The following is a 25,614-nucleotide window of genomic DNA, read 5'->3' as shown; positions in this document are numbered from 1 at the left end:
ATGGTTAACCTCGCCAATCGGGGTTAATCAGTGCCACCATTTTATGGTCAGCCCATTCCCCGTTGATCAAAAGATACGCCTTAGCCATCCCTTCATAATTAAAGCCTAAGCGCATCAATACCGCTTCACTGCGTGAGTTATGCGGCATGTAACAAGCGCGAATACGATGCATATTATGAATTCGAAACATGTAATCACACGCCATTTTAAGCGCGCGACTCATGGTTCCGTTTCCTTGTGCCGACTCGGCCAGTGAATAGCCAACGGTGCAAGAATACATAGGGAAACGCACCAAATTACTAAATGAAATGGTGCCTAACATTTTCCCCGATTCCGCTTCAGTAATGAGCAAATAGTACCCCATCCCCATTCGGTGTAATTCGCGCAATTTGGTTAGGCGTTGATACCAACCATAGTGAGTATAAAACTGTTCATCGCGCGCCGGCTCCCAAGGAGTTAAAAAGGTGCGGTTGTCGATAAAGTAGTTACAAATAAGTTCTGCGTCCGCAATATCAGCAGTGCGCAAAACAATCTCACCATCACATTCATACACTTGGCTAGACGTACTTATTGTCTCCATCAGCGTTTCCTGATTCCGTATTCTCGCAGTTTATTGGCGATTGAGGTATGCGATACATCAAGGCGTTTCGCCAATTTTCGACTCGATGGGAAAGATTGATAGAGTCGATCCAACACTTGGTATTCGTACTCTTTCATAATGTCATCCAACGTGCCGTCCAATTTAATGCTGGCGTTGCCACTGCTCATCTGTTCCGTTTGTGGTAGATGGAAATGACTAACGCTCAGTGGTTCATCTTGAACTTCAGTTAACGCACGCAGCACCATATTATCCAGTTGGCGCATATTACCCGGCCATTGGTATTGCACCAATTGATCGAGTAAATCCTCTGCCAAAGTTGGACGAGGCATGCCCAATTTATGGCTATGTTTAGCCACAAATAGTTCAAGCAATGGTTGAATATCGCTTGGACGTTCACGCAGTGGCGGAATACGCAGCGTTAAGACGTTTAAGCGATAGTAGAGGTCTTCACGAAACTTACCCGATTCCGCCAAAGCAGACAGCTGGTGACGTGTCGAAGCAATCACACGAACATCAACGTGCATTTCATGCTCTTCACCCACGCGACGAAACGTACCATCTTGCAAAAAGCGCAGGAGCTTGATTTGCAAATGCGGACTCATTTCACCTATTTCATCCAAAAAGACCGTGCCGCCATTGGCTTGTTCAAAGATGCCTTTATTGCCCACTTCGTGATTAAACGATCCTGGAGCATGACCAAACAGTTCGGTTTCCGCTACGTCATCAGGAATCGCTGCGCAATTAAGCACCAAAAATGGGTGGTCGCTGCGATCAGAACGGTTATGACAAGCACGCGCCAGCATCTCTTTACCAGTTCCCGTTTCCCCTTCGATCAGTAACGGTTGGTCAAGAGTGGATAGCTTCTTCGCTTGGTTAATCAGCGCCTTGTGGCGGTTCGATACACCAACAAAGTGTTCAAAACCTAAGTTGGAATGCAGTGGCACATCATCAAGCGGATACGTTGAAGGTTTGAGTGCGCGAATGATCATCATTGCACTGGCTAGAGTCGATTCTTTCGATTCGCCAGTGATGTAAACTGGCATCACTTCGAGGGTGTAATCTAACCCATCAAGAACAATTTGATCGCGAGAGCGAGCCTTGCTCCCTTCCATCCAACGGGCAAAGTTAAATGAAGGAACTAAGGTCGAGATTTGTTGGCCAATCATCTGTGCTGAGCTTTGATTAAAGAGACTCAACGCACTTTGGTTTGCCATATCAACCGCGCCTTTGAGGTTAATCGCCAGCACCGAATCAGGGAGGTTATCGAGGAGAGAAATCAGCTCGGTGTTATGACGTTCCATCGGCATAAACTGAATTTTACGCACGTCTTTCACGCCCGAGATTCGGCGGATTTCCCCCATCAGTTCACTGAATGTTTCAAAATCGATATCAGGACAGTTGAGGTAAATAATCCCAATCACATCGATTTCGATACCACGCAAATCGATGTTTCTTGAGGCAAGAATATCTAGCAGCTCGCGCGTTAAGCCGAGCCTGTCTTCACAAATGACTTCAAGACGCACTTCGTTTCTATCCTAATATAAAGTGTCACGAAAAGTTGACAGTAGTTTCTATCAACCCCGTGACAGCGTCAAGTAATCTCTTCTTTCTCTTAACTTTTACGAAAAATTTGTCAGCTATTTCACGCTTAATGCTGCAATTTTAGTCAAGATGTGTTTGCGAACTTCACCCAATCTCACACGGCGTCCTTCTGCCCATGGCAAAGGACGTAGTAAGGTCATCGCTTTAATGCCCAAACGTGCGGTCAAAATCCCGACCCCAATGCCCTGCCCAGCTCGAGCCGATACTTTAGCAGCAAGGTCCATCGACATCAGATCCATCCCCGCATCGACCACCATTTCACTTGCGCCAGCCGCAGCCATATTGAGTAACACGGCTTTAAACAATTTAAGTCGTGACCAGTAGCCGAGTTCAACCCCGTAAAGATCGGCGAGCTTATCGACCATGCGCAGGCTGCGCCAACCGACTAACAACATATCCGCCATCGCCAAAGGGCTGACGGCGACTAATGCCGCGGCTTCGGTCGCATACCGAGTCACAATCGCAGTGGCTTTTTGGTCTTGCTCTGCCACCACCATTGCATCATAAAGTTCAATCACTTCGGCATCTGAGTGACTGGAATTTAGTGTGTTCTGCCAACGCTGGAATGCCGCGCCTTTTTCATTCACTTGACCAGAGGCCGCCACTTGGCGACAAAACTCCTCGCCTTCGCCGACGCGATTTTCCTTGATGATAACCTCTGCTTGCTCTTGCACCGAAAAATGATTTTTCAACCGCTTAAGCTTGATGACTTCACGACCTAACGCACCAATACCGCCTGCAGCAATCAAAGAAATAAAACCTGTCCATCCCAACGATAACCAGTCGGATTGGTTGATGGACGTCACCACGGAATCGACTGCCTGCCACGCCACTAAACCAGTAAACCCTGTGAGCAGTGCGGTGACTTTCCACAACCGTCCCGATTTAGGCCGAATCACCTCTTCGAGCTCTACTTCTGGCTCATCTGCCACTTCTTCAAGTGCAACCACCACAAATTGCTGACCATTGTCAAAAGCCTGCTTAGCCGTAAGCTCTTCTGGGCTATCAGTGTGCAGCGACTCGGAAAATATCGCTTTACCTTTGTATTCACTCATCGCAGTTTATCTCCTAATAAGATCTCCAGCGCTTTATCAACGCGAATATGCGCTAGTGGATTATCACTGTCGGTTGTCAATGGGTTGAACTGAGTAAAATCAAATTGATGGCGCTGCCAATAATCGGGATCAGGCAACTTGGCAGGTACGTCCCCAGGATAGAGTGTTAATGTCTCTCCTGCTAAGGTAGTCCCCTGAATAGCCGACTGCTTTTTCTCGCCGTGGGTAATAAACCCCGCCTGCGTAGCGCGAACCGACGCCATGCTAATGCAGCTCATCTCAATGTTCTCATATGCGGCGTGTTGCCATGCTGGATGAACCATCTGTTGCAACAAACTGACTAAATTGGCGTGTTGATCTGGCGTGACATGGTCTGCTTTCGTCGCTGCAAACAGCACCTTATCAATTTTCGGTGCAAACAAGCGACTTAGCAGCCCAGTACGACCGTAACGAAAACTGTGCATCAACTGCTCAATAGCGCTGCGCATATCCATAAAGGAGTCAAAACCCGCGTTGAGCGGTGAGAGACAGTCAACCAACACAATCTGCCGATCAAAGGTAGAAAAGTAGTGACGATAGAATTTACGCACGACTTGCTGCTGATACTCTTTATAACGAGCGATCAGTAGGTCTAAAAAGCTGCCGCGCACCACTTTCTCCGGGTCAAAATCGTGTTTGACAGGGAAAAACTGCAGTACAGGTGCGCCAGCAAGTTCGCCGGGTAACACAAAGCGACCAGGTTGTACCCAGTGTAAACCCGCGTCTTTGCAGCGATGCAAGTAAGCCGTGTATTGCGCAGCAACGTCGGCTAACACTTGTTCATTGGCCTCTTGCTGCAGATCAATCACGTTGAGTTCATCGAGCCAAGCCTTCGCCAACGCTTGACGCTGACCATGTAGCGCGTGAAATTGCTGCTCACTCCACTGTTTGAAATCCATATCCAATAGCGGCAAATCAAGTAGCCATTCGCCCGGATAATCAATGATATCGAGATACAAGGTAGCAGATGAACCCAGCAAGCGCTTAGTACGACTTTTCGGACGATAGCGAATCGCCAGGCGAATTTCACTCACGTCTTTGGTTGGCAATGGCCATGTTGCTGGTTTTTGATAAAGCTTTTCACTGGCTTCATCGTAAGCAAAGCGTGGCACCATTAAATTGGTTTGAGGAACGCGGCGCGCGCCGATGAGCCGTCTGTCGCGGGCGCATGCCAACAGAGGTAGATTATCGTGAGTCGCACTGTTTAATAGTTGATTCACAAGCGACGTGATAAACGCGGTTTTACCCGCACGGGATAACCCTGTCACCGCCAAACGGACATGTGAATCCGTTGTCCGATGCATCAGTTGTGTCACTTCATGACCAATCGACTTCATTCAAACCACTCCTAACCTACAAAAACGAGTTTTTATTAGACGCTATGTCAGCTTATGCGCTGTTTAGAAAAGCACACACTACCTTAAGCAAGATTAATTTTACATGAACAACAAGCCTCTTTTAGTTAATTCAGAGGCTTATCTAAAATAAAAGGGCTGTACAAATTGTTGTCAAACCGGATGGGACAATTTATGAGGCGACAACACGGCGCGAAAGGGTCGCCTAACGAACAAGCAGCTTAAATATCATCATTAATCAGTTTGTAGATCACCCACAGTGCCAGCTCAAGCATCAGCAGCAACACACCAGACATCATTACGTATTTGTCTTTAAACAAGCTAACGCCGTTAAAGATAAAGTCATACGCTAAAAAACACCCAACAACGATCAAAAATGCCCATTGTAAAAAACGAACAAAACGTGGCATTGGCACACTCCCTCTGCTGACGGTAGATGATTATTTTACGCCTCTCAAACAATACAATGAATAAGAGCCTTGATCAGTATACAAAGAAAAAGCGCAGCTTTCGCTGCGCTTATGTCATTTATTTGCCAAGACTTTTTATTACGCTTTTTGGTTTTCAGCTTCTTGGATTTTGACGCGCCAAGTGTCTGGACCAATTTTATGCGCGTTAGCACCCGTTGAGTCAACGGCAACTGTCACTGGCATATCTTCGACTTCAAATTCGTAAATCGCTTCCATGCCTAAGTCTTCAAATGCTACAACGCGTGCTTTCTTAATCGCTTTCGCCACTAGGTACGCTGCGCCGCCAACGGCCATCAGATAAACGGCTTTGTGGTTTTTGATCGATTCAACTGTTGCGTCACCGCGTTCAGATTTACCGATCATACCCATTACGCCCACTTCATCGAGCATCATGTCAGTGAATTTATCCATACGAGTCGATGTTGTTGGACCTGCAGGGCCGACAACTTCGTCGCGTACTGCATCAACAGGGCCAACGTAGTAAATAAATTTACCTTTTAGGTCAACACCTTCAGGAAGGCCTTCACCATTAGCTAACATGCCTTGGATACGTTTATGTGCCGCATCACGACCGGTAAGAATCTTACCGTTTAGCAGGATAGTTTCACCAGTGCGCCAAGTTTGCACTTCTTCTTTGGTGATGGTGTCTAGGTTCACGCGGCGAGTGTTTTCATTCGCTTCGCGAGTGATTTCTGGCCAATCTTCCAATTTAGGTGGAGTCAGCTCAGCTGGGCCTGTGCCATCTAGAGTGAAGTGTACGTGACGAGTCGCTGCACAGTTTGGAATCATACAAACAGGTTTAGACGCTGCGTGAGTTGGTGCAGTTTTGATTTTTACGTCAACAACGGTGGTTAGACCGCCAAGACCTTGAGCGCCAATACCCAATTTGTTTACGCGATTGAAGATATCTAGACGAAGTTCTTCTTCAGCGTTTTGTGGACCACGTTCAATCAGATCTTGAATGTCGATGTGTTCCATTAATGCTTCTTTAGCCAGTACCGCTGCTTTTTCTGCAGTACCGCCAATACCAATACCTAGCATGCCTGGTGGACACCAACCCGCCCCCATTAGAGGAACGGTTTTTTCAACCCAAGCCGCGATATCGTCAGATGGGTTTAGCATCACCATCTTAGTTTTGTTTTCACTACCGCCGCCTTTAGCCGCGATACGAATGTCAACTTTGTTACCCGGTACCATGTTGATATGCACAACCGCTGGTGCGTTATCTTTGGTATTGATACGTTTACCCGCTGGATCTGCCAGTACAGATTTACGTAGTGGGTTATCTGGGTTCGCATACGCTTGACGAACACCTTCATCCACCATTTGTTGTACTGTCATGTCTGTTGCATCCCACTGCACATCCATACCGATATCAACGAAACAAGTAACGATACCTGTATCTTGACACAGTGGACGGTGACCTTCAGCAGACATGCGTGAGTTGATCAGGATCTGTGCAATCGCGTCTTTCGCTGCTGGGTTTTCTTCGCGATTGTATGCTTTTTCCAGCGCCTTCACGAAGTCTAATGGATGGTAGTAAGAGATGTATTGGAGCGCATCAGCGACACTGCTGATTACGTCCTGTTTGCGTATTACCGTCATTGCATGCCTCATTATTATCGTATGCTTCCATAAACCGCCGACATCGTTTTAAACTGCTCAACAAAGGTACAAAACCAATGCTAACAACATCACTCAATAGCGGTTTATAATATGTGTTTATGATACTCTTGGATTATTGAATACGCTATGTAATCCACTGTTTTCCTTGTTATATATCAATAAAAGCGCATGATTCATCCAGATACTCAACAAATAAGAATCAAACTGCTGGAATATCGCTCACAGTTTGCTTCAGAACTCTTCAGCCGGATTCAACACTTGCCTTGGGCGATGTTGCTTAAGTCCGCCTCAGCACAACATAAAGATAGCCGATTTGACGTGCTAGTGGCTAAGCCACTGGTCACACTAACGACATTTGCTGGACAAACCACTGTCATTACGCCAGATGAGCAGCGTATTAGCACAGAAGATCCTTTCACCTTGCTAGAACAGTACCAACAGCATTATTTACCGAGCATCGACTGCGAACTCGATGTCCCTTTTGTTGGTGGAGCACTCGGCTACTTTGCTTACGACTTAGGCCGTTATGTAGAAACCTTACCTGAACTTGCCAAGCAAGATATTCCGCTACCTGACATGGCTATTGGGCTTTATGAATGGGCTGTGGTGGTGGATCACCAAACTGAGCAAGCGAGCTTGATTGGACAAAACATCGATCAAGCTTGGCAATGGCTAGAGCAGCAAACAGCGCCAGAAGAGAGTGCTTTTTCTGTTGCTCCTTGGCAATCGAATATGACCAAAGCGCAATACTGCGAAAAGTTTGGTCGAGTGCAGGACTACTTGCGAGCCGGTGACTGTTACCAAATTAACTTAACCCAGCGCTTTAACGCCACTTACAGTGGCAGTGAATGGCAAGCCTACAATTTGCTAGAGCAAGCCAATAGAGCGCCTTTTTCTGCCTTTATTCGTCTAGAACAAGGGGCGATTTTAAGCGTCTCTCCGGAGCGTTTTCTGCAAGTCAATGGCGATAAAATCGAAACCAAACCGATTAAAGGGACCCGCCCACGAAGCACCGATCCTGTGCGAGATGCAGAACTCGCACAGGAGCTAGCGAATGCGGAAAAAGACCAAGCGGAAAACCTGATGATCGTCGATTTACTGCGTAACGATGTTGGTCGAGTTGCCAAACCTGGCACGGTCAAAGTTCCTAAATTGTTCGATATTGAGTCTTTCCCTGCAGTCCATCACTTAGTGTCGACAATTGAAGCGCAGCTTGATCCTAAATACAGTCAAATTGAAATGTTACGGGCGGCCTTTCCCGGTGGATCGATTACTGGGGCGCCGAAAATTCGCGCCATGGAAATCATTGAAGAGCTCGAACCGCATCGACGCAGCGTCTATTGTGGCTCGATTGGTTATGTAAGTCGTCACGGTCGAATGGATACCAGCATAACCATTCGCACTTTGATCGCTTGTCACCAACAGTTGTATGTGTGGGCAGGTGGCGGCTTAGTGGCAGACAGCCAAGCCGATGATGAATACCAAGAGACCTTGGACAAATTGTCCCGTATTTTGCCGGTACTTGGCGCGCCCTTCATGGTTAAATAGCCGCTTACACTCTCCCCTTACCTACCTCTGTGGTATACCTCGCAGGTGTGTAAGGGGACGATGCTATTTCCGACAATTCCATATTTACCGTAAACTTTTTCTCGTAAACCATCCGCGCTAGCCAACCTAACCTCTCGCTCTTCGCGCTAGGGTTAGACGCATTTTAATGCGCCATTAGTCGCATTGCGTCTTATTTAACTCCGTGTCATAGTGAATTCATCGTTCTGCCATCCCAGTACCGCACTTCTTGCAGCCATCTCACTTGAATAAGGTGCTACTGCAACGGTACTGTTGTTGTTACAGAACAAGTGCAACGCTTCCACTAAAAATGATCAATAAAGGAGCCATCGTGACACCGTTGACCCGTAGTGATTTTTTACAACAATTTTTACTGACTCCCCCTGCGCAATATCATCCCGAAACTCGCGCTAGAGTGGCGCATCTTGCCAAAACGTCTTTACGCCAAGCTTCAGTGCTGATTGGTTTGGTAGAGCGTCCGCGTGGTCTTAATGTGATTTTGACCAAACGAGCCGAGCATTTAAAACACCATCCAGGGCAAGTGAGTTTTCCAGGTGGGAAATATGAACAGTACGACAACTCATTGATCAATACCGCGCTACGAGAAGCACAAGAAGAGATTGGCTTGCAACGCGATCAGATCAATATCGTTGGTCAACTCCCCTCTCTTGCGACAGTCAGCCAATTTGAAGTGACACCGGTAGTCGGTTTTGTTGCCCCTAATTACCATATTCAAACCGATCCCAATGAAGTGGCAGAAGTTTTCGAAGTTCCAGCCCATATTTTATTGGATAAGAACCAATTAATTAGTCAAACCTTTACAATTGGCAATCGCCAACACCGTATTTTTGCTCTTACCTACCAACAACACCTGATTTGGGGCATGACCGCACAAATCGTTCAAGCCCTACAAAATCAAATTATTCTGCGCTACGAATATCAGCAAACGCTAATCGTTTAACACAATTCCAACATTTGCTCAAAGCCTCGCCACAGCTTGTGTTACGCGCTGTGGTTGGTTTATTATTAGCACGAAGCAAACGTTTGCGCAAACATTAGTAAAACTTATGCATGGCATCGATTAAATTCATCTGTAGCACAACTCTTTCGTGACATGACTCAGATTTTTGCAAATCAGATTAAAACCCCCACAGTAAATATGATTTAGATCGCCTTTTACCAACACGAATTCTAGCAAAATGCGCCCGCTTAAAATTTCCTGTTTCAATTAAGAGCAAATACAACATGAATGTAACATCAAGTAGTACTAATACCGTACAATACTCTAAAAAATGGAATTATCAGGACTTTGTATGGTCACTTTCTTTATTTGGTACCGCAGTCGGCGCTGGAGTGCTGTTTCTGCCTATTAAAGCGGGCGCAGGTGGCTTTTGGCCGCTCGTGATTCTAGCGTTAATCGCTGCCCCAATGACGTGGTTTGCCCACAAGAGTCTCGCTCGTTTTGTTCTCTCCTCTAAAAACCCACAAGCTGACATCACAGATACCGTTGAAGAACACTTCGGTAAAGCTGGCGCAAACCTCATTACTTTTGCTTACTTTTTCGCCATCTACCCTATCGTGTTGATTTACGGTGTTGGCATCACCAATACGGTGGACTCTTTCTTAGTTAACCAAGTGGGTATGGCTTCTATTCCACGTTGGTTACTTTCTGGCTGCTTGATCATGGTCATGACCATGGGCGTAGTGCTAGGTAAAGAGTTGATGCTAAAAGCGACATCAGCGATGGTGTATCCGTTGGTCTTCATTCTGTTTGCTTTATCGGTCTTTCTGATCCCTTCATGGAACACCTCCATGATGGAAGTGGCACCCGACTGGGGCAATATGCCATCCGTAATTTGGCTTGCTTTACCAATCATCGTGTTCTCTTTTAACCACAGCCCAATCATCAGTCAGTTCGCAAAAGAGCAGCGTCGCGTATACGCAGACAAAGCTTCTGAAAAAACCGACCGAATCACCGGTGGCGCAGCACTGATGCTGATGGCATTCGTGATGTTCTTCGTGTTCTCTGTCGTGCTTTCTCTTTCTCCTGAACAGTTGGCGATCGCAAAAGAGCAAAACATCAGTGTATTGTCATACTTAGCAAACACTTATGAATCACCAATCATCTCGTACTTAGGTCCTATCGTGGCATTTGCGGCGATCACTTCAAGCTACTTTGGTCACTTCTTAGGTGCACATGAAGGCTTAGTTGGTCTAGTTAAATCCCGCTCTAGTGCGCCAGTAAAACGCATTGAAAAACTGTCGCTTGGTTTTATCGTGCTTACCACTTGGATTGTTGCTATCATCAACCCAAGTATTTTGGGCATGATTGAAACGATGGGCGCACCAATGATTGCGGCGATCCTGTTCCTGTTGCCTGTATTCGCTATGCAGAAAGTACCAGCCATGAAAGCGCTCCGTACTTCTCTGCCAGTACAAATTTTCACAGTTATTTGTGGTGTTGCCGCCATTACTTCGGTAATCTACGGCGCGTTTTAATTATCAATGTATTACCGGATCTATTATTGATCCGAAAAATGATGCAAAGCCTCCCTTAGCGTGCGATGAGGGAGGCTTATTTTTGAGGTAATCAGCATGATCAGTGTCTTTGATATCTATAAAATTGGAGTTGGTCCTTCAAGCTCTCACACCGTGGGTCCAATGAAGGCTGGCAAACAATTTATTGATGATCTGCATGTTCAAGGAAAACTACATCAAGTGGAGAAATTCACCGTTGATGTTTACGGATCACTATCACTGACAGGGAAAGGTCACCACACGGATATCGCTATCATCATGGGTTTGGCGGGCAACACGCCAGAATCGGTTGATATTGATGCCATTCCAGGCTTTATTGCTCAAGTTGAACAAACTGAGCGCTTAGCTATTGACTGTTTTAATCATGTTGTTGATTTTCCACGTGAAGGCGGGATGAATTTTCATAAGTCTAACCTTTCACTACATGAAAACGGCATGCAAATTCACGCATGGCAAGGCGATAACGTCATTTATTCAAAAACTTACTACAGTATTGGTGGTGGGTTTATCGTTGATGAAGAACACTTTGGTCAGTCTCTTGAAACCGCAGTGCAACTCCCTCACCCTTTCCGCAGCGCGGAAGAGTTAGTCAATCAATGTCACGAACACGGTTTATCTATTAGTACCCTAGTGATGCGCAATGAAAAAGCCATTCATAGCGACCAAGAAGTGAAAGACTACTTTGGCGCTGTATGGAAAACCATGAGTGATTGTATGGAACGCGGTATGAGTACCGAGGGTATCTTGCCGGGTCCACTACGTGTACCTCGTCGCGCAGCGGCTCTTCACCAACAGCTACTGACTTCAGAAAAGTTAACCAACGACCCAATGGCGGTGGTTGACTGGGTTAACATGTACGCTTTCGCGGTCAACGAAGAGAACGCCGCGGGTGGTCGAGTTGTGACTGCGCCAACCAACGGCGCATGCGGCATCATTCCAGCGGTATTGGCTTATTATGATAAGTTTATCCAAACCGTGACCGAAAAAGATTACATCCGTTACTTTGCCGCTTCTGGCGCAGTCGGTGGTTTGTACAAACAAAACGCGTCGATCTCTGGTGCTGAAGTGGGCTGTCAGGGTGAAGTGGGCGTAGCATGTTCTATGGCAGCAGCTGGCCTTGCTGAACTTCTTGGCGGTAGCCCAGAGCAAGTGTGTATGGCCGCAGAAATTGCGATGGAACATAACCTTGGCTTAACGTGCGACCCTGTTGCAGGACAAGTTCAAGTACCTTGTATCGAACGTAACGGTATCGCTGCGGTAAAAGCAATCAACTCAACTCGTATGGCAATGCGTCGCTCATCTGCACCGCGTGTGTCTCTTGATAAAGTGATTGAAACCATGTTCGAAACCGGTAAAGACATGAACGCGAAATACCGCGAAACCTCTCAAGGTGGTCTAGCTGTAAAAGTGATTTGTTAATCATTCAGTAAACGAACAAATATAAGCCTGAAATCTCTGATTTCAGGCTTTTTTTATTTTGTTTCCGTGCGATTTACCAAGTTTTACGTGGATAGAGGTTTGTTTCTTACGCTATTCGTTTTATAAATGATGAGATCAATTTGCATTTAGATAATAAGCTGATGTTCCCCTATGCCTAAGATGTTCAAACCCAAAAACCTCGTGATTGCTGCCATTGCTTTGGCGTTAGCTGGAGGTGCAACTTACTACTTCTATCCTAAAGAAGAAGCGCCGCAATACGCGACTCAACCTGTTACCCGCCATAGCATTGAAGACACCGTGGTCGCCACTGGTATTTTACAAGCGTCTAAATTGGTGGAAGTCGGTGCTCAAGTTTCCGGGCAGATTCAAAAACTGGCGGTAAATCTTGGTGATGACATCAAGAAAGGCCAATTGGTTGCCCAAATCGATAGCCTAACCCAACAAAACAGTTTGAAAGAAGCCGAAGCATCACTGACCAGTTTAAAAGCGCAATTACGTGCTAAAGAAGCACAAATTCGTCAGGCTCAAGCGGAATTCAACCGTCAAAAAGCGATGTTGAAAGATAACGCGAGCTCCCGCTCCGATTATGAAACAGCCGAAGCGAACCTCGCGGTTTATCAGGCAGAAGCGGAAGAGTTAAAAGCGGAAATCGATCAAGCAGTTATCAGTGTCGATACCGCGAAAGTTGATTTGGGCTACACCACCATCTCTGCACCTATTGATGGTACTGTGGTGTACACCGCAGTATCCGAAGGCCAAACCGTTAACTCGAATCAATCTACGCCAACCATTATTGAACTGGCTCAACTCAATAAAATGACGGTAAAAGCGCAAATTTCTGAAGCGGATGTCGTTAACGTCAAACCGGGTATGGAAGTCTACTTCACCATTTTGGGTAAACCGAACAAACGTTTTCATGCCACATTACGCGCGATTGAACCCGGTCCAACCCTGATGGATGGCGATGACCAAGACCTTACTGTGGAAGATGATGAAGCCATTTACTACTACGGCTTGTTTGATATCGATAACCCAGACCGAGTATTGCGTATTGGTATGACAGCGCAAGTTTCGATCGTATTGAAAAAGTCCGAAGAAGCGTTATTGGTTCCAGCACAAGTGTTAGTGAAACAACCGGGACCTAAAGGCGAATCTCAGTACCAAGTTCCAGTTCTTGAAAATGGTAAAGTCGTTAATCGTGATGTGAAAGTGGGTATCAACAATAAAGTAAACGCAGAAATTTTATCTGGCCTCAAAGAAGGCGATCAGGTTGTTTTGGGTGTACCAAGCGGTGACACCTTCACTAATCGCATGCGTGGACCAAGGATGTTTTAATGTCTGAAGCTTTACTTGATATTCGACACGTTTACCGCTCTTTCGCCGCTGGCGAAGAGAAGCTCATCGTCCTCAACGACGTTAACCTCACCATTGAACGTGGTGAAATGGTGGCGATTGTGGGGGCGTCAGGCTCTGGTAAGTCGACGCTAATGAACATTCTCGGTTGCCTTGATCAGCCGAGCGAAGGTCAATACTTCATTAATGGTCAGGACACTTCCACAATGGATTCTGACCAATTGGCACGCCTGCGCCGCGAGTATTTCGGTTTTATTTTCCAACGTTATCACCTGCTTGGTGATTTAACTGCGATGGGAAACGTCGAAGTACCGGCCATTTACGCTGGCTACGATAAAAAATCGCGCCAAGAACGTGCTAGCACCCTACTCCAACGCCTGGGTTTGGACGACCGTATGGATCACAAACCAAACCAGTTAAGTGGTGGTCAGCAGCAAAGGGTATCCGTTGCACGCGCGTTAATTAACGGCGGTGACGTTATTCTTGCCGACGAACCGACTGGGGCATTGGACAGTAAAAGCGGCTCAGAAATGATGCAACTGCTGCAAGAGCTGCATCAGGTGGGTCACACCATCATTATCGTTACTCACGATAAAAAAGTGGCTCAGTACGCCGACCGCATTATCGAAATCAAAGACGGCAAGATTTTAAGTGACACTGTCACCAAAGAGACCGACATTGATCTCGACGCAGACGAAGGTCCACAGCACACATCACACAATACCCTCAACAGCAGTAAGCGCCTGTTTGATGGTTTTTGGGAAGCATTAAAAATGGCGCTGCTGGCGATGTCTAACCATCGTCTGCGCACCTTCTTAACCATGCTTGGGATCATCATCGGTATCGCGTCCGTCGTTTCTGTGGTTGCTCTGGGTAATGGCTCGCAACAAGCGATCTTAAAGAACATCCAATCGATGGGAACCAACACCATTGATATTATGCCCGGTACCGGCTTTGGTGACCGACGTTCTGGACGAATTCGTACCTTGACCGACCAAGATGCCTCGGCGCTGAAAAACTTATCGATTATCGATAGTGTGACGCCTTACATGAGTACCTCTGTGACGCTGCGCTATTCCAGCCAAGCAGTAACGGCAACCGTACAAGGGGTTGGGCCTGAGTATTTCCGTGTTCGCGGCTATGAGTTGGCTTATGGACAGTTTTGGGATAACGATAGCGTCAGTGAAATTGCTCAAGAAGCGGTCATTGATAACAACACCTTAAAATCACTCTTCCCACACGAAAACCCGCTCGGCAAAATCATTTTTGCTGGCAACTTACCAGTGCGTATTATCGGGGTAACGAAGGCGAAAGAGAGTGCCTTTGGTAACAGTGACTCGCTCAATATTTGGTTACCGTACACCACTGTAAGTTCACGTATGTTAGGTCAGCACTATCTCGACCGTATCACTGTGCGAGTGGATGAAAACACGCCGAGTGCTGCAGGTGAACAAGCAATCATATCCTTGCTCAAGATGCGCCACGGTACACAGGATTTCTTTACCATTAATACCGATGCCATTCAGCAAAACATCCAAAAAACCACGCAAACCATGACCCTGCTGATTTCAGCCATCGCGGTTATCTCATTGATTGTTGGTGGGATTGGCGTGATGAACATCATGCTAGTGTCGGTCACCGAACGTACGCGTGAAATCGGGGTCCGCATGGCGGTTGGTGCACGCCAAGGGGATATTTTGCGTCAATTTTTGATCGAGGCGATTTTGGTCTGCTTATGTGGCGGTGCGCTGGGTATCGCCGTGGCTTATCTGGTCGGTATCATCATTTCCGTGAGTGGTAGCAGCTTTACTATGGTTTACTCCACCACATCGATTGTCTCTGCATTTGTCTGCTCAACCCTAATCGGGGTGCTGTTTGGTTATCTACCAGCGCGCAACGCAGCACAGCTTAACCCTATCGATGCACTGGCTCGGGAGTAACAAGAGATGACAATGACAACATTGAAACTTTCTACCCTCGCCCTTAGTGTGGCGTTGGTCGCAGGATGTGCTCAGCACACCCCATTTGAAACGCCGCAAACTCAAACGCCTGCCCAATGGCAGCATGGTCAGTATCAGGCACAACACGCCATTACTAGTCAGTGGTGGAAACAGTTTAACGATCCTCAGCTCAATCAGCTGGTTGATCAGGTTTTGAAATCCAATAACGATTTGGCGATTGCAGCATTAACTCTACGTCAAGCTCGCTTGGAAGCACGTTTGGATAATAACGAGCTCTATCCAGAACTCTCTTCATCCACCAGCGCCTCAAAAAGCAAATCGTTAAAGAATGGTTCTAGTTCAACCAGTTACTCCACGGATTTATCGGTAAGTTATGAAGTGGATCTGTGGGGAAAACTCTCACGCACTGCTGATGCCAGCGAGTGGTCAGCCCTTGCCAGCAAACAAGATCTTGAATCGACAGCGCAAACATTAGTTGCCACCACCGCGCAGCTCTATTGGCAAGTTGGCTATCTCACCCAGCGCATTGCGTTGAGTGAAAGCGACATCAAAGATGCCCGTGAAACCCTGAATATGACGCAAAGCCAGTACAAAAATGGTTCGGTATCGCGTCTTAATATTCTGGAAGCGCAGCGGGCGCTTTACGCTTTGGAAGCGACCAATAGCACTTACATTCAACAATTGGTTGAGGCACAAAATGCATTGGCCATTTTGTTCAACCAGCCACCGCAGAAAATGGATTTGACCATTAATGCCCTTCCCGATGGTGCTTTACCGAATATCGAACCGGGCATTCCTGCTGAGCTGCTGACACGTCGCCCAGATGTAAAATCCGCACTGTTTAGCCTTAAATCGGCACTGGCAACAGAAAATGCCACCGATGCATCGTACTTGCCGGGCATTTCGCTCACAGGCGCGCTGGGTGGTTCATCTAATCAACTGAAAAACCTGCTGCGTGACCCGATTGGGACACTTGGCGCTGAACTGACGCTGCCGTTCTTAAGTTGGAACGAAATGCAGATCAATAAAGACATCGCTAAAGTGAAGTATCAGTCTGCCATCGTTACTTATCGCAAGACTTTATACGAAGCGTTCGAAGATGTGGATAACGCTCTATCAGCGCGCATTAACTATCAAGTTCAACAAGGTAAATTGCAGGAGCAATACAATGCGTCAGCGGAAGCAGAACGTATTTATCGTAGTCAGTATGACCACGGTGCGATTGGCATTACCGATTTGTTGGATGCGCAAGAAAATACCCGCAGCGCGAAAGCCTCTATGCTTGAAAACCGCTATAACCAGTTAGTCAATCTTGCCACCATCTATCAAACCCTTGGCGGTGATGATGTGATGCAAGATGATCAAGAACTGATTAAGGCGACCACAAATATCGAGTCTAATCAAAGCAAATAGAGCTTAGCGATGAGTAAAGTATCACACAGAGAGTAGCGTCGTTTGACTTTATTCCCTTGCAACGAAAAGAGGTTACCGAATCGGTAACCTCTTTTTAATCTGGATAACTTGACTGTCTTTGATTGGTCAGAATGCGTTATTGACCAGAGTAGATACAACCTGCGGTACAGGTTTCTTTAATTTCTACTTTGCTGAGTAAAGGCAGCAGCGGCTTCAATTTATCAAATACCCATTTAGCCAACACTTCACTGGTTGGGTTCTCCAAGCCAGGAATTTCATTGAGATAATGGTGATCAAGTTGGTCATAAATTGGGGCAAATATCTGCTTAATTTCACCGAAGTCTTGAACGAAACCAGTGTGTGCATCCACTTCTCCGTAGATGTACAAGCGAATCAACCATGAGTGTCCATGCAAGCGGCCGCATTTGTGGCCTTCAGGAACGTGCGGCAAAAAGTGCGCCGCTTCAAACATAAACTCTTTATACAACTCTGCATGTGACATAGTGTCTCTTTTCCTATTTCATTTAGAGCAATAACACATTCCTCTGCGCTACTGCTGGGTTTGGCCACAGCGTACAATCAAGGTCATCAACAACAACCCCTTGATTTTCCATCTTATACTGGGAATCTAAATCCCTACACACTACCCAAGCTATGGCCTGCTACCGATGTCGATTGGGGACGGCAGCACTCAAGAAGAACGGGATTATCTATGAAGTTGTCCAATCAGTCAAAGCGAGACAGTAAGAATTCTGTTAGTTAGGGAGTGATGGTGGGGTTTGGGGTGTTATTAGGGATATGACCAACAATTTTAACGAGGATGCATTCCCAAAGCCTTTCCCCCCATCACTAGAACAATTGCCACTTTGTTCTCTCACTGTGGTAAAGTGCGCACCATTAACTCAGCAATTCGGCGTCAGTTCGTAACGCGATTCATCCTTTTTTCGCCGTATCTGCCATGTCTATGATGTTTAAAATCTTCCAAGAGACTGAAAAATATAATGCTTTTTTCGACGCTACCTCTAAGCCAAAAACTCGTTACTGCTCTACCTGCTTCGTTTAGCAATCCCACAGAAATTCAAACACTTTCTATTCCAACGATACTCCATCAGCAAGATGTACTTGCGATTGCTCAAACAGGAAGTGGCAAAACCTTGGCTTACGGTCTTCCTTTGTTAGAGCAAGCGATGAAAACGCCCTCTCCTTTTCAAGCGTTAGTCCTTGTGCCGACTCGTGAATTGGCGACTCAGGTTAATGAAGCGCTAGGATTCATCGCTCAACATCTCAATGTACAGTCGCTTTGCCTTTGTGGCGGTATCGATAAAGAACTGCAGAAAGCCGACCTAGCAAAAGGGCCTCAAATAGTTGTTGCAACCCCAGGTCGACTGCTCGAACTCTTAACTGAAAACGCATTCGATGCGAGCCATATCAGCACTTTAGTGCTAGATGAAGCAGACAGAATGTTAGATATGGGCTTTTGGAACGACGTTCAGCGCATTATTGAAATGCTACCAACGCAGCGTCAGACAGTGATGTTTTCCGCGACTTTCCCAGAACCACTTGAAAATAAAGCGAAAGCGCTACTCAATAAACCTAAGTTTATTCAAGTAGCACAAACTGAAATCAAAGCCAACGCCATTCAAGAGACCCTCTATTTAGTCAATAAAGGGAGCAAAACCAACGTTCTGATTGACCAAATTAAACAGCACCATTGGCAACAGGTATTGGTCTTTATCGGTAGCAAAGACAACGCGGATGCACTGTGTAAAAAGCTGAACAAGGCTGGGCTTTCTACTGCAGCATTGCACGGCAATAAAGATCAAGCAGACAGAGAAGCGACGCTCAATCTGTTTAAAGAACATAAAGTTGATGTACTTATCGCTACAGACTTGCTCGCTCGCGGTATTCATGTGGAAGACTTGCCCGTTGTGATTAACTTTGAGCTGCCATCAAACCCAGAAGTGTATGTGCATCGCATCGGACGCACAGCACGAGCTGGCAAAACAGGTATCGCCATCTCTCTTGTATGCCATGGTGAAACAGACTATCTAGCAGCCATCAGACAAACCACCCAACGCGCACTGCCACTAAAGGAACTAGAGGGTTACCCTGTCACCGACAAACCATCTACTGGTGAAAGTAAACGCGCTCCAAGGGACAAACAAGCCAACCGTCGAACCAATCAGAAGAAAAGCATCAAGCAATTTCAGAGTAAGAAAAAACAATAACTTCCAGTTCGTTGTTTGTTTCTAGAGAAGTTTTCCTAACGAGGACACACACTAAACTCTGTGGTTTTACAGGTGTGTGTCCTACATATGCTCCACTACATATGCTTAATTAATGAAGTACCCTGCCACTTTCCATTCACTGGCTACTTTCTGTAATGTTACAGTTTCTAGTGCCGACGCTTTTTGCTCGTAACTCGCACTGAATTCGATAACGAAATATTCACCATCTGCTACTCCAGGTAAAGCATTATGCTCAGTTGCGCTTTTAACTGACCGAGAAATAATTTGACCTAAAGGTTTACGAACTTGAGTAATCATTTCTACCCATGCGGAATTGGGAATTCTTACTTGAAAAACGGGGGCAGCTTTACTCCAACTCAAAGCATATTCGCCAGAGTTAATAATCTCTAACCATGAAATAGCAGCCTCTATTTTGGGGTCATTTATATCCCAAATCGTTGCGCTTACCTTCACATTTAACTCAGCCACATTAATTTCAAATGCTGCAGCAAGTGCTTTCTGTGATTCTAACGAACACTTACCTTCATTTTCTGCTCTTTGAACAGTACGAAGACTAATGCCTGCAATAAGTGCTAGATGTTCTTGCGACCAGAATTTCCCTGCACGAAGTTTTTTTATTCGATCTTTATTTATCATCTTTTTTAGCTTTCCCAGAGAAAAATACGAAAACAAATTATTACAGCCGCTTTATTACTTTTCCACGTCAGTTATACGACAACTATGCCACTGCTCAATCGCCAACTCGACTTAATGATACTAGAACCCATTAAATTGTATTCTGATCCAACATGAACTGCTCGATTATGAGTTTCCGGAGCCAATTATGGCTAGCATCGCGCTCAGGTCTCGAATGCCAAACCATGTCGAAGTGAAACAAGTCAATATCAAAGGGGCTCGTTATTTTCTGGTTATTCTTTTGATTTCTCGTTAATTAAAACTAAATTTTTATAAAACCACCCTTACAGTTAGATTAAAAAATTAAATTAATCATATAGTTAAATGGATGTCACATTAATGACACCTTGTTGACGTGGTCAACTTTGGCAAGATACACACACAATAAAGGAATACTTAAATATGAACTAAGGATTATAACTTATGTTTCTTTCCATTTTGGAACACACCCCTTATTGGGTTTGGCTCATTTTTCTTATCTTACTGAAGATTGGTTACGCAGGACTTTCTCCACAAGTGGTTCATTTTCGTCGTTGGCTACTGTTTACGCTTTTCATTGTGACAATGTCACTATACCAGCTCAGAAACAGTCACATTTCTGTATCTTCCATAATCGCTTTCACATTCGGTGTAGTGCTATCTCATAAAATTTTTATCTCCCAGTTAAATACTCTATTCATTAATCAACACAACGAATATTGCCTCAAAGGCAGCAAAACACTCTTTATCGTGCTCATGTTACTTTTTTTTGTTAATTATACTCTTACCGTATTAATCTCTATCTCATCTGATGAGTTATGGGTCAGTATCAATAATCTCACTACCTGTATAACGTTAGGGTTATTCACGTGTCGAGCTTATGAGTTATATCGCAAGATCACTCAGCTAACCGCATTAAAGTCAGCCTAACAAAAACGCCGCTGTTTTATCAAACAGCGGCGTCATAAATTAATCAACTAGAGGATGGATAGAAAGACTAAACAGATAACTGTTTGAGTAGTTCATCGAGCAAATCTAATGTAAGCGATTCTGCGCCTGTGAGCTGATTAAACTCTTGGTAGTCGTTACCGACGACATCAAAGGTGAGCAGTTCTACTGCCTCTTGATCATACTCTGGATGTGTCGAAGAGAGTAACCAAGCGCCTTGTCCATAGTCACCAGTGACAATCGCTGCGGGTTTGTCGGCAAGCTCAGTAAATCTGGCGAGCACCTGATAATTGTCGGGCTTTGAAGATGTCTTTAGCGTTTCAAACAGGCAGCCACCGAGATACAAAGAGGACATCTCACGACCAGCGTAATCGAGGGTTGTGACATAAGCTTTAGTGCTGTTGTAATTATCCCCTTCGCCAAATTGCTCTATCGGACCAACCGCAGCCCCGGAGAAAAAGCTCAGCTCATTCGGGGTAACAATCTCATATGGGCCACCTTTTGCCCAGTAGGTCATGGCGCACGCCATATAACTACCCGCGCAAATACCGAGATACTTTCCGCCATTAGCGACATAGTCTTTGATGAGTTGATTGGCTTGCCCATTGAGCTTGGCCGATTTATACCGACTCGCACCACCGGGCATCACCAATAAATCCACGTCACGAGTTAGAGCGCCATTTAGGACCTCATTGGCATTAACGAAAAAAACATTTCGTTTGCCGCGTAACCGCCCCAACGCGTAATACAGAATATGGTTGTTTGACACGTTATCGGTATAAATCAAAATCGTCATGAGCGAATTCCCTTTCACTTTTTATTAAAGTGAGCGTGACAGGACACTAGCAGGACGCGCCTTAGCGATTGATGCCGTTAATACACCAGCTATCACCGCTTTCACAATATCACCAGGGATAAAGATCAGCACTAACCCTAATGATTCCATTAAGCTTTTCTTAAGCACAATCGACATACCCACGACACCAAAAGCATACATCACAACGATGCCACCTAAAATGGACGCAACAATGCACACCATGGTGAGATTGTGATGACGCCACTTCTCAACGATCCAGCCAATCACTAAAGCCGCAACTGGCCAGCCGATAAGAAATCCGGCGGTCGCACCGAAAAATACTCCTAAACCACCGTTACCACCAGCAAGAAGTGGCAAACCCATCGCCACAAGAAGTAAGAACAGTAGAACCGCTAGAGCGCCACGTTTTGCACCCAGAATAGTGCCGCACAACATAATCCCCAAGCCTTGCGCCGTAATCGGCACACCAAAACCGAGCGCGATTTTCGGTACTAAACCCAACGCAGCAATTAAAGCGGCAAACAAGGCGATATAAGTGACATTTTTTTCCATTTTTTAGTCCATCTGTTCGTCATCGTTCATCAAACCACCGCGAGCGCGTAATGCCTCGGCGACATGGTCTGCATCATCAAGAGCTAATACCGTAAAAGGTAAGATAATTCGCCAGCCAGAACGTCGGTTAGAACGTGCTCGCCAAGCTAAAGAGAGTGATTGGCCTTTCCCGACCAATACCGGAGTCATTCGAATTACCAGTGCGATAGAAAGTTCTAGCGCGCGAGTATTTAAACCAAGGCGTTTTAATGGCCGAGTCAGCCAATTGACCACATCGATCATGTCGGAAAGACGGGTCGTCATGGTAACCAAATTGGCAAGCGCGACGGTTGAGAGTAGACGCAAAACGATGATGCCGCCCTGCTCCCACTCACCAGTAACGCCATGCCACAGACCAACAAGCGTAATAAATGGCCACAGCAGCGAGATTTGTCGTAGCCCATAGCAAAAAAAGAGTTTTCCCGGCAACGCATAGAGCACTGCAACCAATCCTAGAAACACACCTTGCAGCGGCAATTGATGAACAAAAAACAGCCCAACCGTGGTTAAACAGAGCGCCGCCAGTTTTAGGCCAGCAGGCCAGCGGTGCGCACGAGTTTCAATTGGTGAGGTTAGAGATATCATCGCTCTCTCCCAATTTATCCATTTCTGCCAAATAGGCGAGTAATACGTCATCAGGCGAACCGATGGCGTTGACTTCGCCGGCTTCGAGCCACAACAATTGGTCGTAATGTGCTAAATCTGCGGGATCATGACTAATATGGATCAAACGCCCGGGGAAACGATCCAGATAACGCTGCAATTGGCGTTTGGTCGGAATGTCTAAGCCCGCAAAAGGTTCATCCAAAATGATCAATTTGGGCTGCATCGCCGCAATCGCCATTAAACACACCAAATGTTTTTGCCCTTGAGACAGAGCCGATGTGTGCACCTCTTTCCAGTGGGTTTTACCAAACGCTTCCAACGTTGCGAATGCGTTTTGCTCAGCGAGTGCCTTTTTTTGTCCTAGCTGACGTAGGCCAAAAACCACTTCTTCAAGCACGGTAGGAAAAATGATTTGATGATCGGGATTTTGAAACAGTAAACCAATTTCCCGTAGCGCCCCTTTACGGTCTTTAAATGGATTAATCCCCGCCACCTGAAGCGTGCCCGATTCAATCGCAACCAAGCCAGAGAGCACACGCGATAAGGTCGATTTTCCCGAACCATTACGGCCAATAATACCCAAACGTTGTGCCGAAGTAGAAAAAGAGAGTCGGTTTAAAATTCGTTTGCCTCGGATATCAAGACACACATCGCTAAGGGAAATGGCTGCGCCATTATCATTATGAAAAGTCATGCTATTTTTTTACCCAAACGCTCTTTACAGAAAGAGCCAAACATCCCTACAGAATCATCGTAATAGATTTAAAGAGATGTAAACCAAACAATATTAACAATGGTTGACATGTTAGCAAGCGGCATAAAATGGGTAAAGCAATATGTCAACGTAAAACAAAATGTGTGGTTGACATCTTAGTATGCAACCAACAAAAAAAGCAAAGCCATCGCATCGGCTTTGCTTTTCGTGTTTCACCAAGATTGGCGCTATTCAACGTCCTCTATTAAATCGAAATAGCGCTGAACAGAAATAACGCTATAACTTGCGACCTAAACGCTTTTCAACCTGTTTTTTCTCCCACTCAGGGCCAAACAAATTCACCACCTCAAACGCACTCAAACCGTGGCTTACGACACCAATTCCCCAGCCCAGTGCCGGCCACCATGCCCATATATAACCAGGATTAGTGAGATAATTAATGACAAAGAGCATCGCAATCACGATCACATAAGTCATTAAGTTGGTGTAAAAACTTTTGATGTCTTTCACTTGCTCAAGCGCAATTTTCTCTTCGTCGGTGACTTGTACTTTACTGTTGTTCATCTCGGGCTCCATTTGAAGATCGTTAACGTCAATTTCAAATACAGCAGCCAGTGATTTTAACGACTCTAGACCAGGCTTTTGACCGCGCTCAATACGCTGAATCGTCCGCACACTCAATCCAGATAACTGCGACAATTGGTCTTGCGACCAACCACGTTGCAGTCGAAGTTTTCTCACAATCATGATCTCTTCCTTTCTGCTGCTTCGCCAAAAACAGTAACAAAACTCGGTCGAACAAAGTGACGACAAACAGGCGACATCTAGGTGACAGTGACGTAATTTCAATAAGTTACACAGAAATTATTGATTAGCCATTAAGCGGTTTTACCCATGCTTGACGCCACTCAGGTGCTGGATAACTCTCTGGCCAAAATTCGCGTTGGCAGCAGATTAAGCCCTCTTTAACGGTATGAAACGTAATCGCGCGGTCGTGCCTCACGCCATCAGAAACCGACACATCCGTTACCACCGTATTCCCTTCACACACCACAGAGTTTATCTCGAAAGTCCAAACGCCATCTGCCGGATAGGCACTATTTATCGCAACAAAGTTGGCTCGTCCCACGATCAATTCATTACTTTGCGGCCACTGACCTTGATAGTCTTCGGTTAACCACTCACTGGCTTTGGCAAAATCATTACTCTGCATCGCCGTCCAAAAACCAAGTACCACCTCTTTTGGGGTCATCACTGATCCTTTTTCACTGTTATACCCAAGTAACCTCAATCAACCTACCAAGGTAAGCGTCCCACTTCCAAACTAATGAAATCGCGATTGTTAAGCCGATTTTGCATTGCCAATTCCGCTATTTGTTGCGCTGCACTTTCCGGTGTCATATGGGCATCTTTAGCCGCCATCGTAGTCAAAAGGCGTCCCGGATGTATTGCCGCAACGGTGATACCGAAGTCTTCCAAATCATCCGCCAAACAGAGTGTGAGCATATTTTGTGCAGCTTTACTGATTCGGTAGGAATAAGAGCAGCCCGACCCTTTTGCGGCTCCTTCTGCTTGTAAACCCAGAGAACCACGGCGCGAGCTGATATTGATGATAAGTGGAGCATTGGAACGTTTTAACGCGGCAAGCGAACCTTTCACTGTAGTGAGCACGCCCACGCAGTTGGTATCAAATTCTTTGCGAAGATAACTTACTTGCGTGGACTCTAAGCTGGGGGCTTTGGTGCCCGAACCCGCGTTGTTAATCACGACATCTAACACATTATCAGCAAGAAACGTTGCAAGCCTTGCTTCATGTTCGTCTTCGCTTACATCACTCACCAGCACCTTGGCGTAAGGAAGTCTCTTATTGAGTTCTTGCCGTGCAGTTTCCGAGCGCACCACCAAAAACAGAGCGCAATCGTCTTGAGCAAATTGTTGGGCTAGAGCCAATCCCAAACCGCGGTTAGCGCCTGTTATTAAAACGTTTTTCATCATCTTCCCTAATGCATTGCTTT

The 25,614-nt window shown here is 45.8% G+C and carries 23 protein-coding genes; 8 read left to right on the top strand and 15 right to left on the bottom strand.

What is annotated here, in order from left to right:
- Positions 1 to 4 precede the first annotated feature (4 nt).
- From OCV11_RS07750 to OCV11_RS07725, 6 genes are all read right to left on the bottom strand, one after another.
- Positions 5 to 580 (bottom strand): GNAT family N-acetyltransferase, encoded by a 576-nt coding sequence (locus OCV11_RS07750; RefSeq protein WP_261896073.1) that lies wholly within the window; start codon positions 578 to 580, stop codon positions 5 to 7.
- Entirely contained in the window at positions 580 to 2,124 is a 1,545-nt protein-coding gene (tyrR, locus tag OCV11_RS07745; protein WP_261896071.1) for a transcriptional regulator TyrR, read from the bottom strand. The genes OCV11_RS07750 and tyrR overlap by 1 nt, the downstream gene beginning before the upstream one ends.
- Before the next feature lie 114 nt (positions 2,125 to 2,238).
- On the bottom strand, positions 2,239 to 3,258 hold the full coding sequence (locus tag OCV11_RS07740) for a YcjF family protein (RefSeq protein ID WP_261896070.1): 1,020 nt from the start codon (positions 3,256 to 3,258) through the stop codon (positions 2,239 to 2,241).
- Positions 3,255 to 4,634: a YcjX family GTP-binding protein gene (locus tag OCV11_RS07735; RefSeq protein WP_261896069.1), complete on the bottom strand. Its 1,380-nt coding sequence runs from the start codon at positions 4,632 to 4,634 to the stop codon at positions 3,255 to 3,257. The genes OCV11_RS07740 and OCV11_RS07735 overlap by 4 nt, the downstream gene beginning before the upstream one ends.
- Positions 4,635 to 4,873: 239 nt before the next feature.
- Entirely contained in the window at positions 4,874 to 5,062 is a 189-nt protein-coding gene (locus OCV11_RS07730; RefSeq protein ID WP_261896068.1) for a hypothetical protein, read from the bottom strand.
- 138 nt (positions 5,063 to 5,200) lie between these two features.
- Positions 5,201 to 6,727 carry a fumarate hydratase gene (locus tag OCV11_RS07725; protein ID WP_261896067.1) on the bottom strand — a complete coding sequence of 509 codons (1,527 nt, stop codon included), beginning with the start codon at positions 6,725 to 6,727 and terminating at the stop codon, positions 5,201 to 5,203.
- A 189-nt stretch (positions 6,728 to 6,916) separates the two neighbouring features.
- Between OCV11_RS07725 and pabB the strand changes: the two genes are divergently transcribed.
- From pabB to OCV11_RS07690, 7 genes are all read left to right on the top strand, one after another.
- Positions 6,917 to 8,296, top strand: a complete 1,380-nt coding sequence (gene pabB / locus OCV11_RS07720) for an aminodeoxychorismate synthase component 1 (RefSeq protein WP_261896066.1) — start codon at positions 6,917 to 6,919, stop codon at positions 8,294 to 8,296.
- A gap of 349 nt (positions 8,297 to 8,645) precedes the next feature.
- On the top strand, positions 8,646 to 9,275 hold the full coding sequence (locus OCV11_RS07715) for a CoA pyrophosphatase (RefSeq protein ID WP_261896065.1): 630 nt from the start codon (positions 8,646 to 8,648) through the stop codon (positions 9,273 to 9,275).
- A 284-nt stretch (positions 9,276 to 9,559) separates the two neighbouring features.
- Complete coding sequence (locus OCV11_RS07710) at positions 9,560 to 10,813, top strand: aromatic amino acid transport family protein (RefSeq protein ID WP_261896064.1); 1,254 nt, start codon at positions 9,560 to 9,562, stop codon at positions 10,811 to 10,813.
- A 96-nt stretch (positions 10,814 to 10,909) separates the two neighbouring features.
- Complete coding sequence (locus OCV11_RS07705) at positions 10,910 to 12,271, top strand: L-serine ammonia-lyase (protein WP_261896063.1); 1,362 nt, start codon at positions 10,910 to 10,912, stop codon at positions 12,269 to 12,271.
- Between the two features lie 171 nt (positions 12,272 to 12,442).
- A complete protein-coding gene (locus tag OCV11_RS07700; RefSeq protein ID WP_261896062.1) occupies positions 12,443 to 13,627 on the top strand; it encodes an efflux RND transporter periplasmic adaptor subunit in 1,185 nt (394 codons plus the stop codon).
- The gene (locus OCV11_RS07695; protein WP_261896061.1) at positions 13,627 to 15,585 is read left to right on the top strand and encodes a MacB family efflux pump subunit; all 1,959 of its coding nucleotides are present in this window, start codon (positions 13,627 to 13,629) and stop codon (positions 15,583 to 15,585) included. The genes OCV11_RS07700 and OCV11_RS07695 overlap by 1 nt, the downstream gene beginning before the upstream one ends.
- 12 nt (positions 15,586 to 15,597) lie before the next feature.
- Positions 15,598 to 17,019: an efflux transporter outer membrane subunit gene (locus OCV11_RS07690; RefSeq protein ID WP_261896060.1), complete on the top strand. Its 1,422-nt coding sequence runs from the start codon at positions 15,598 to 15,600 to the stop codon at positions 17,017 to 17,019.
- A gap of 136 nt (positions 17,020 to 17,155) precedes the next feature.
- Here the strand turns inward: OCV11_RS07690 and queD are convergent, their stop codons facing one another.
- Positions 17,156 to 17,521: a 6-carboxytetrahydropterin synthase QueD gene (gene queD, locus OCV11_RS07685; RefSeq protein WP_261896059.1), complete on the bottom strand. Its 366-nt coding sequence runs from the start codon at positions 17,519 to 17,521 to the stop codon at positions 17,156 to 17,158.
- A 499-nt stretch (positions 17,522 to 18,020) separates the two neighbouring features.
- Between queD and OCV11_RS07680 the strand changes: the two genes are divergently transcribed.
- A complete protein-coding gene (locus OCV11_RS07680) occupies positions 18,021 to 19,247 on the top strand; it encodes a DEAD/DEAH box helicase (RefSeq protein ID WP_261896058.1) in 1,227 nt (408 codons plus the stop codon).
- Between the two features lie 105 nt (positions 19,248 to 19,352).
- On the opposite strand, the gene OCV11_RS07675 is transcribed toward OCV11_RS07680, so the two are convergent.
- The 8 genes from OCV11_RS07675 to OCV11_RS07640 all read right to left on the bottom strand — a co-directional run bounded on the left by OCV11_RS07675 (position 19,353) and on the right by OCV11_RS07640 (position 25,594).
- Positions 19,353 to 19,904: a DUF4019 domain-containing protein gene (locus OCV11_RS07675; protein ID WP_261896057.1), complete on the bottom strand. Its 552-nt coding sequence runs from the start codon at positions 19,902 to 19,904 to the stop codon at positions 19,353 to 19,355.
- A 1,015-nt stretch (positions 19,905 to 20,919) separates the two neighbouring features.
- Positions 20,920 to 21,666, bottom strand: a complete 747-nt coding sequence (locus OCV11_RS07670) for a BPL-N domain-containing protein (RefSeq protein WP_261896056.1) — start codon at positions 21,664 to 21,666, stop codon at positions 20,920 to 20,922.
- 24 nt (positions 21,667 to 21,690) lie between these two features.
- Entirely contained in the window at positions 21,691 to 22,239 is a 549-nt protein-coding gene (locus OCV11_RS07665) for a biotin transporter BioY (RefSeq protein ID WP_261896055.1), read from the bottom strand.
- Positions 22,240 to 22,242: 3 nt separating this feature from the next.
- A complete protein-coding gene (locus OCV11_RS07660) occupies positions 22,243 to 22,863 on the bottom strand; it encodes an energy-coupling factor transporter transmembrane component T family protein (protein WP_261896053.1) in 621 nt (206 codons plus the stop codon).
- Positions 22,838 to 23,578, bottom strand: a complete 741-nt coding sequence (locus tag OCV11_RS07655) for an energy-coupling factor ABC transporter ATP-binding protein (protein WP_261896052.1) — start codon at positions 23,576 to 23,578, stop codon at positions 22,838 to 22,840. Before OCV11_RS07655 ends, OCV11_RS07660 begins: the two co-directional genes overlap by 26 nt.
- A 297-nt stretch (positions 23,579 to 23,875) precedes the next feature.
- A complete protein-coding gene (locus OCV11_RS07650) occupies positions 23,876 to 24,346 on the bottom strand; it encodes a 2TM domain-containing protein (protein ID WP_261896051.1) in 471 nt (156 codons plus the stop codon).
- Between the two features lie 124 nt (positions 24,347 to 24,470).
- Positions 24,471 to 24,851 carry a nuclear transport factor 2 family protein gene (locus OCV11_RS07645; protein WP_261896049.1) on the bottom strand — a complete coding sequence of 127 codons (381 nt, stop codon included), beginning with the start codon at positions 24,849 to 24,851 and terminating at the stop codon, positions 24,471 to 24,473.
- 44 nt (positions 24,852 to 24,895) lie between these two features.
- Entirely contained in the window at positions 24,896 to 25,594 is a 699-nt protein-coding gene (locus OCV11_RS07640) for an SDR family NAD(P)-dependent oxidoreductase (protein ID WP_261896048.1), read from the bottom strand.
- Positions 25,595 to 25,614: the final 20 nt, after the last annotated feature.

The organism is Vibrio porteresiae DSM 19223, assembly GCF_024347055.1.
Taxonomy (GTDB): Bacteria; Pseudomonadota; Gammaproteobacteria; order Enterobacterales; family Vibrionaceae; genus Vibrio; species Vibrio porteresiae.
Note: the sequence above shows the minus strand (reverse complement) of the source record. Positions and strands in the feature narration are given on the sequence as shown.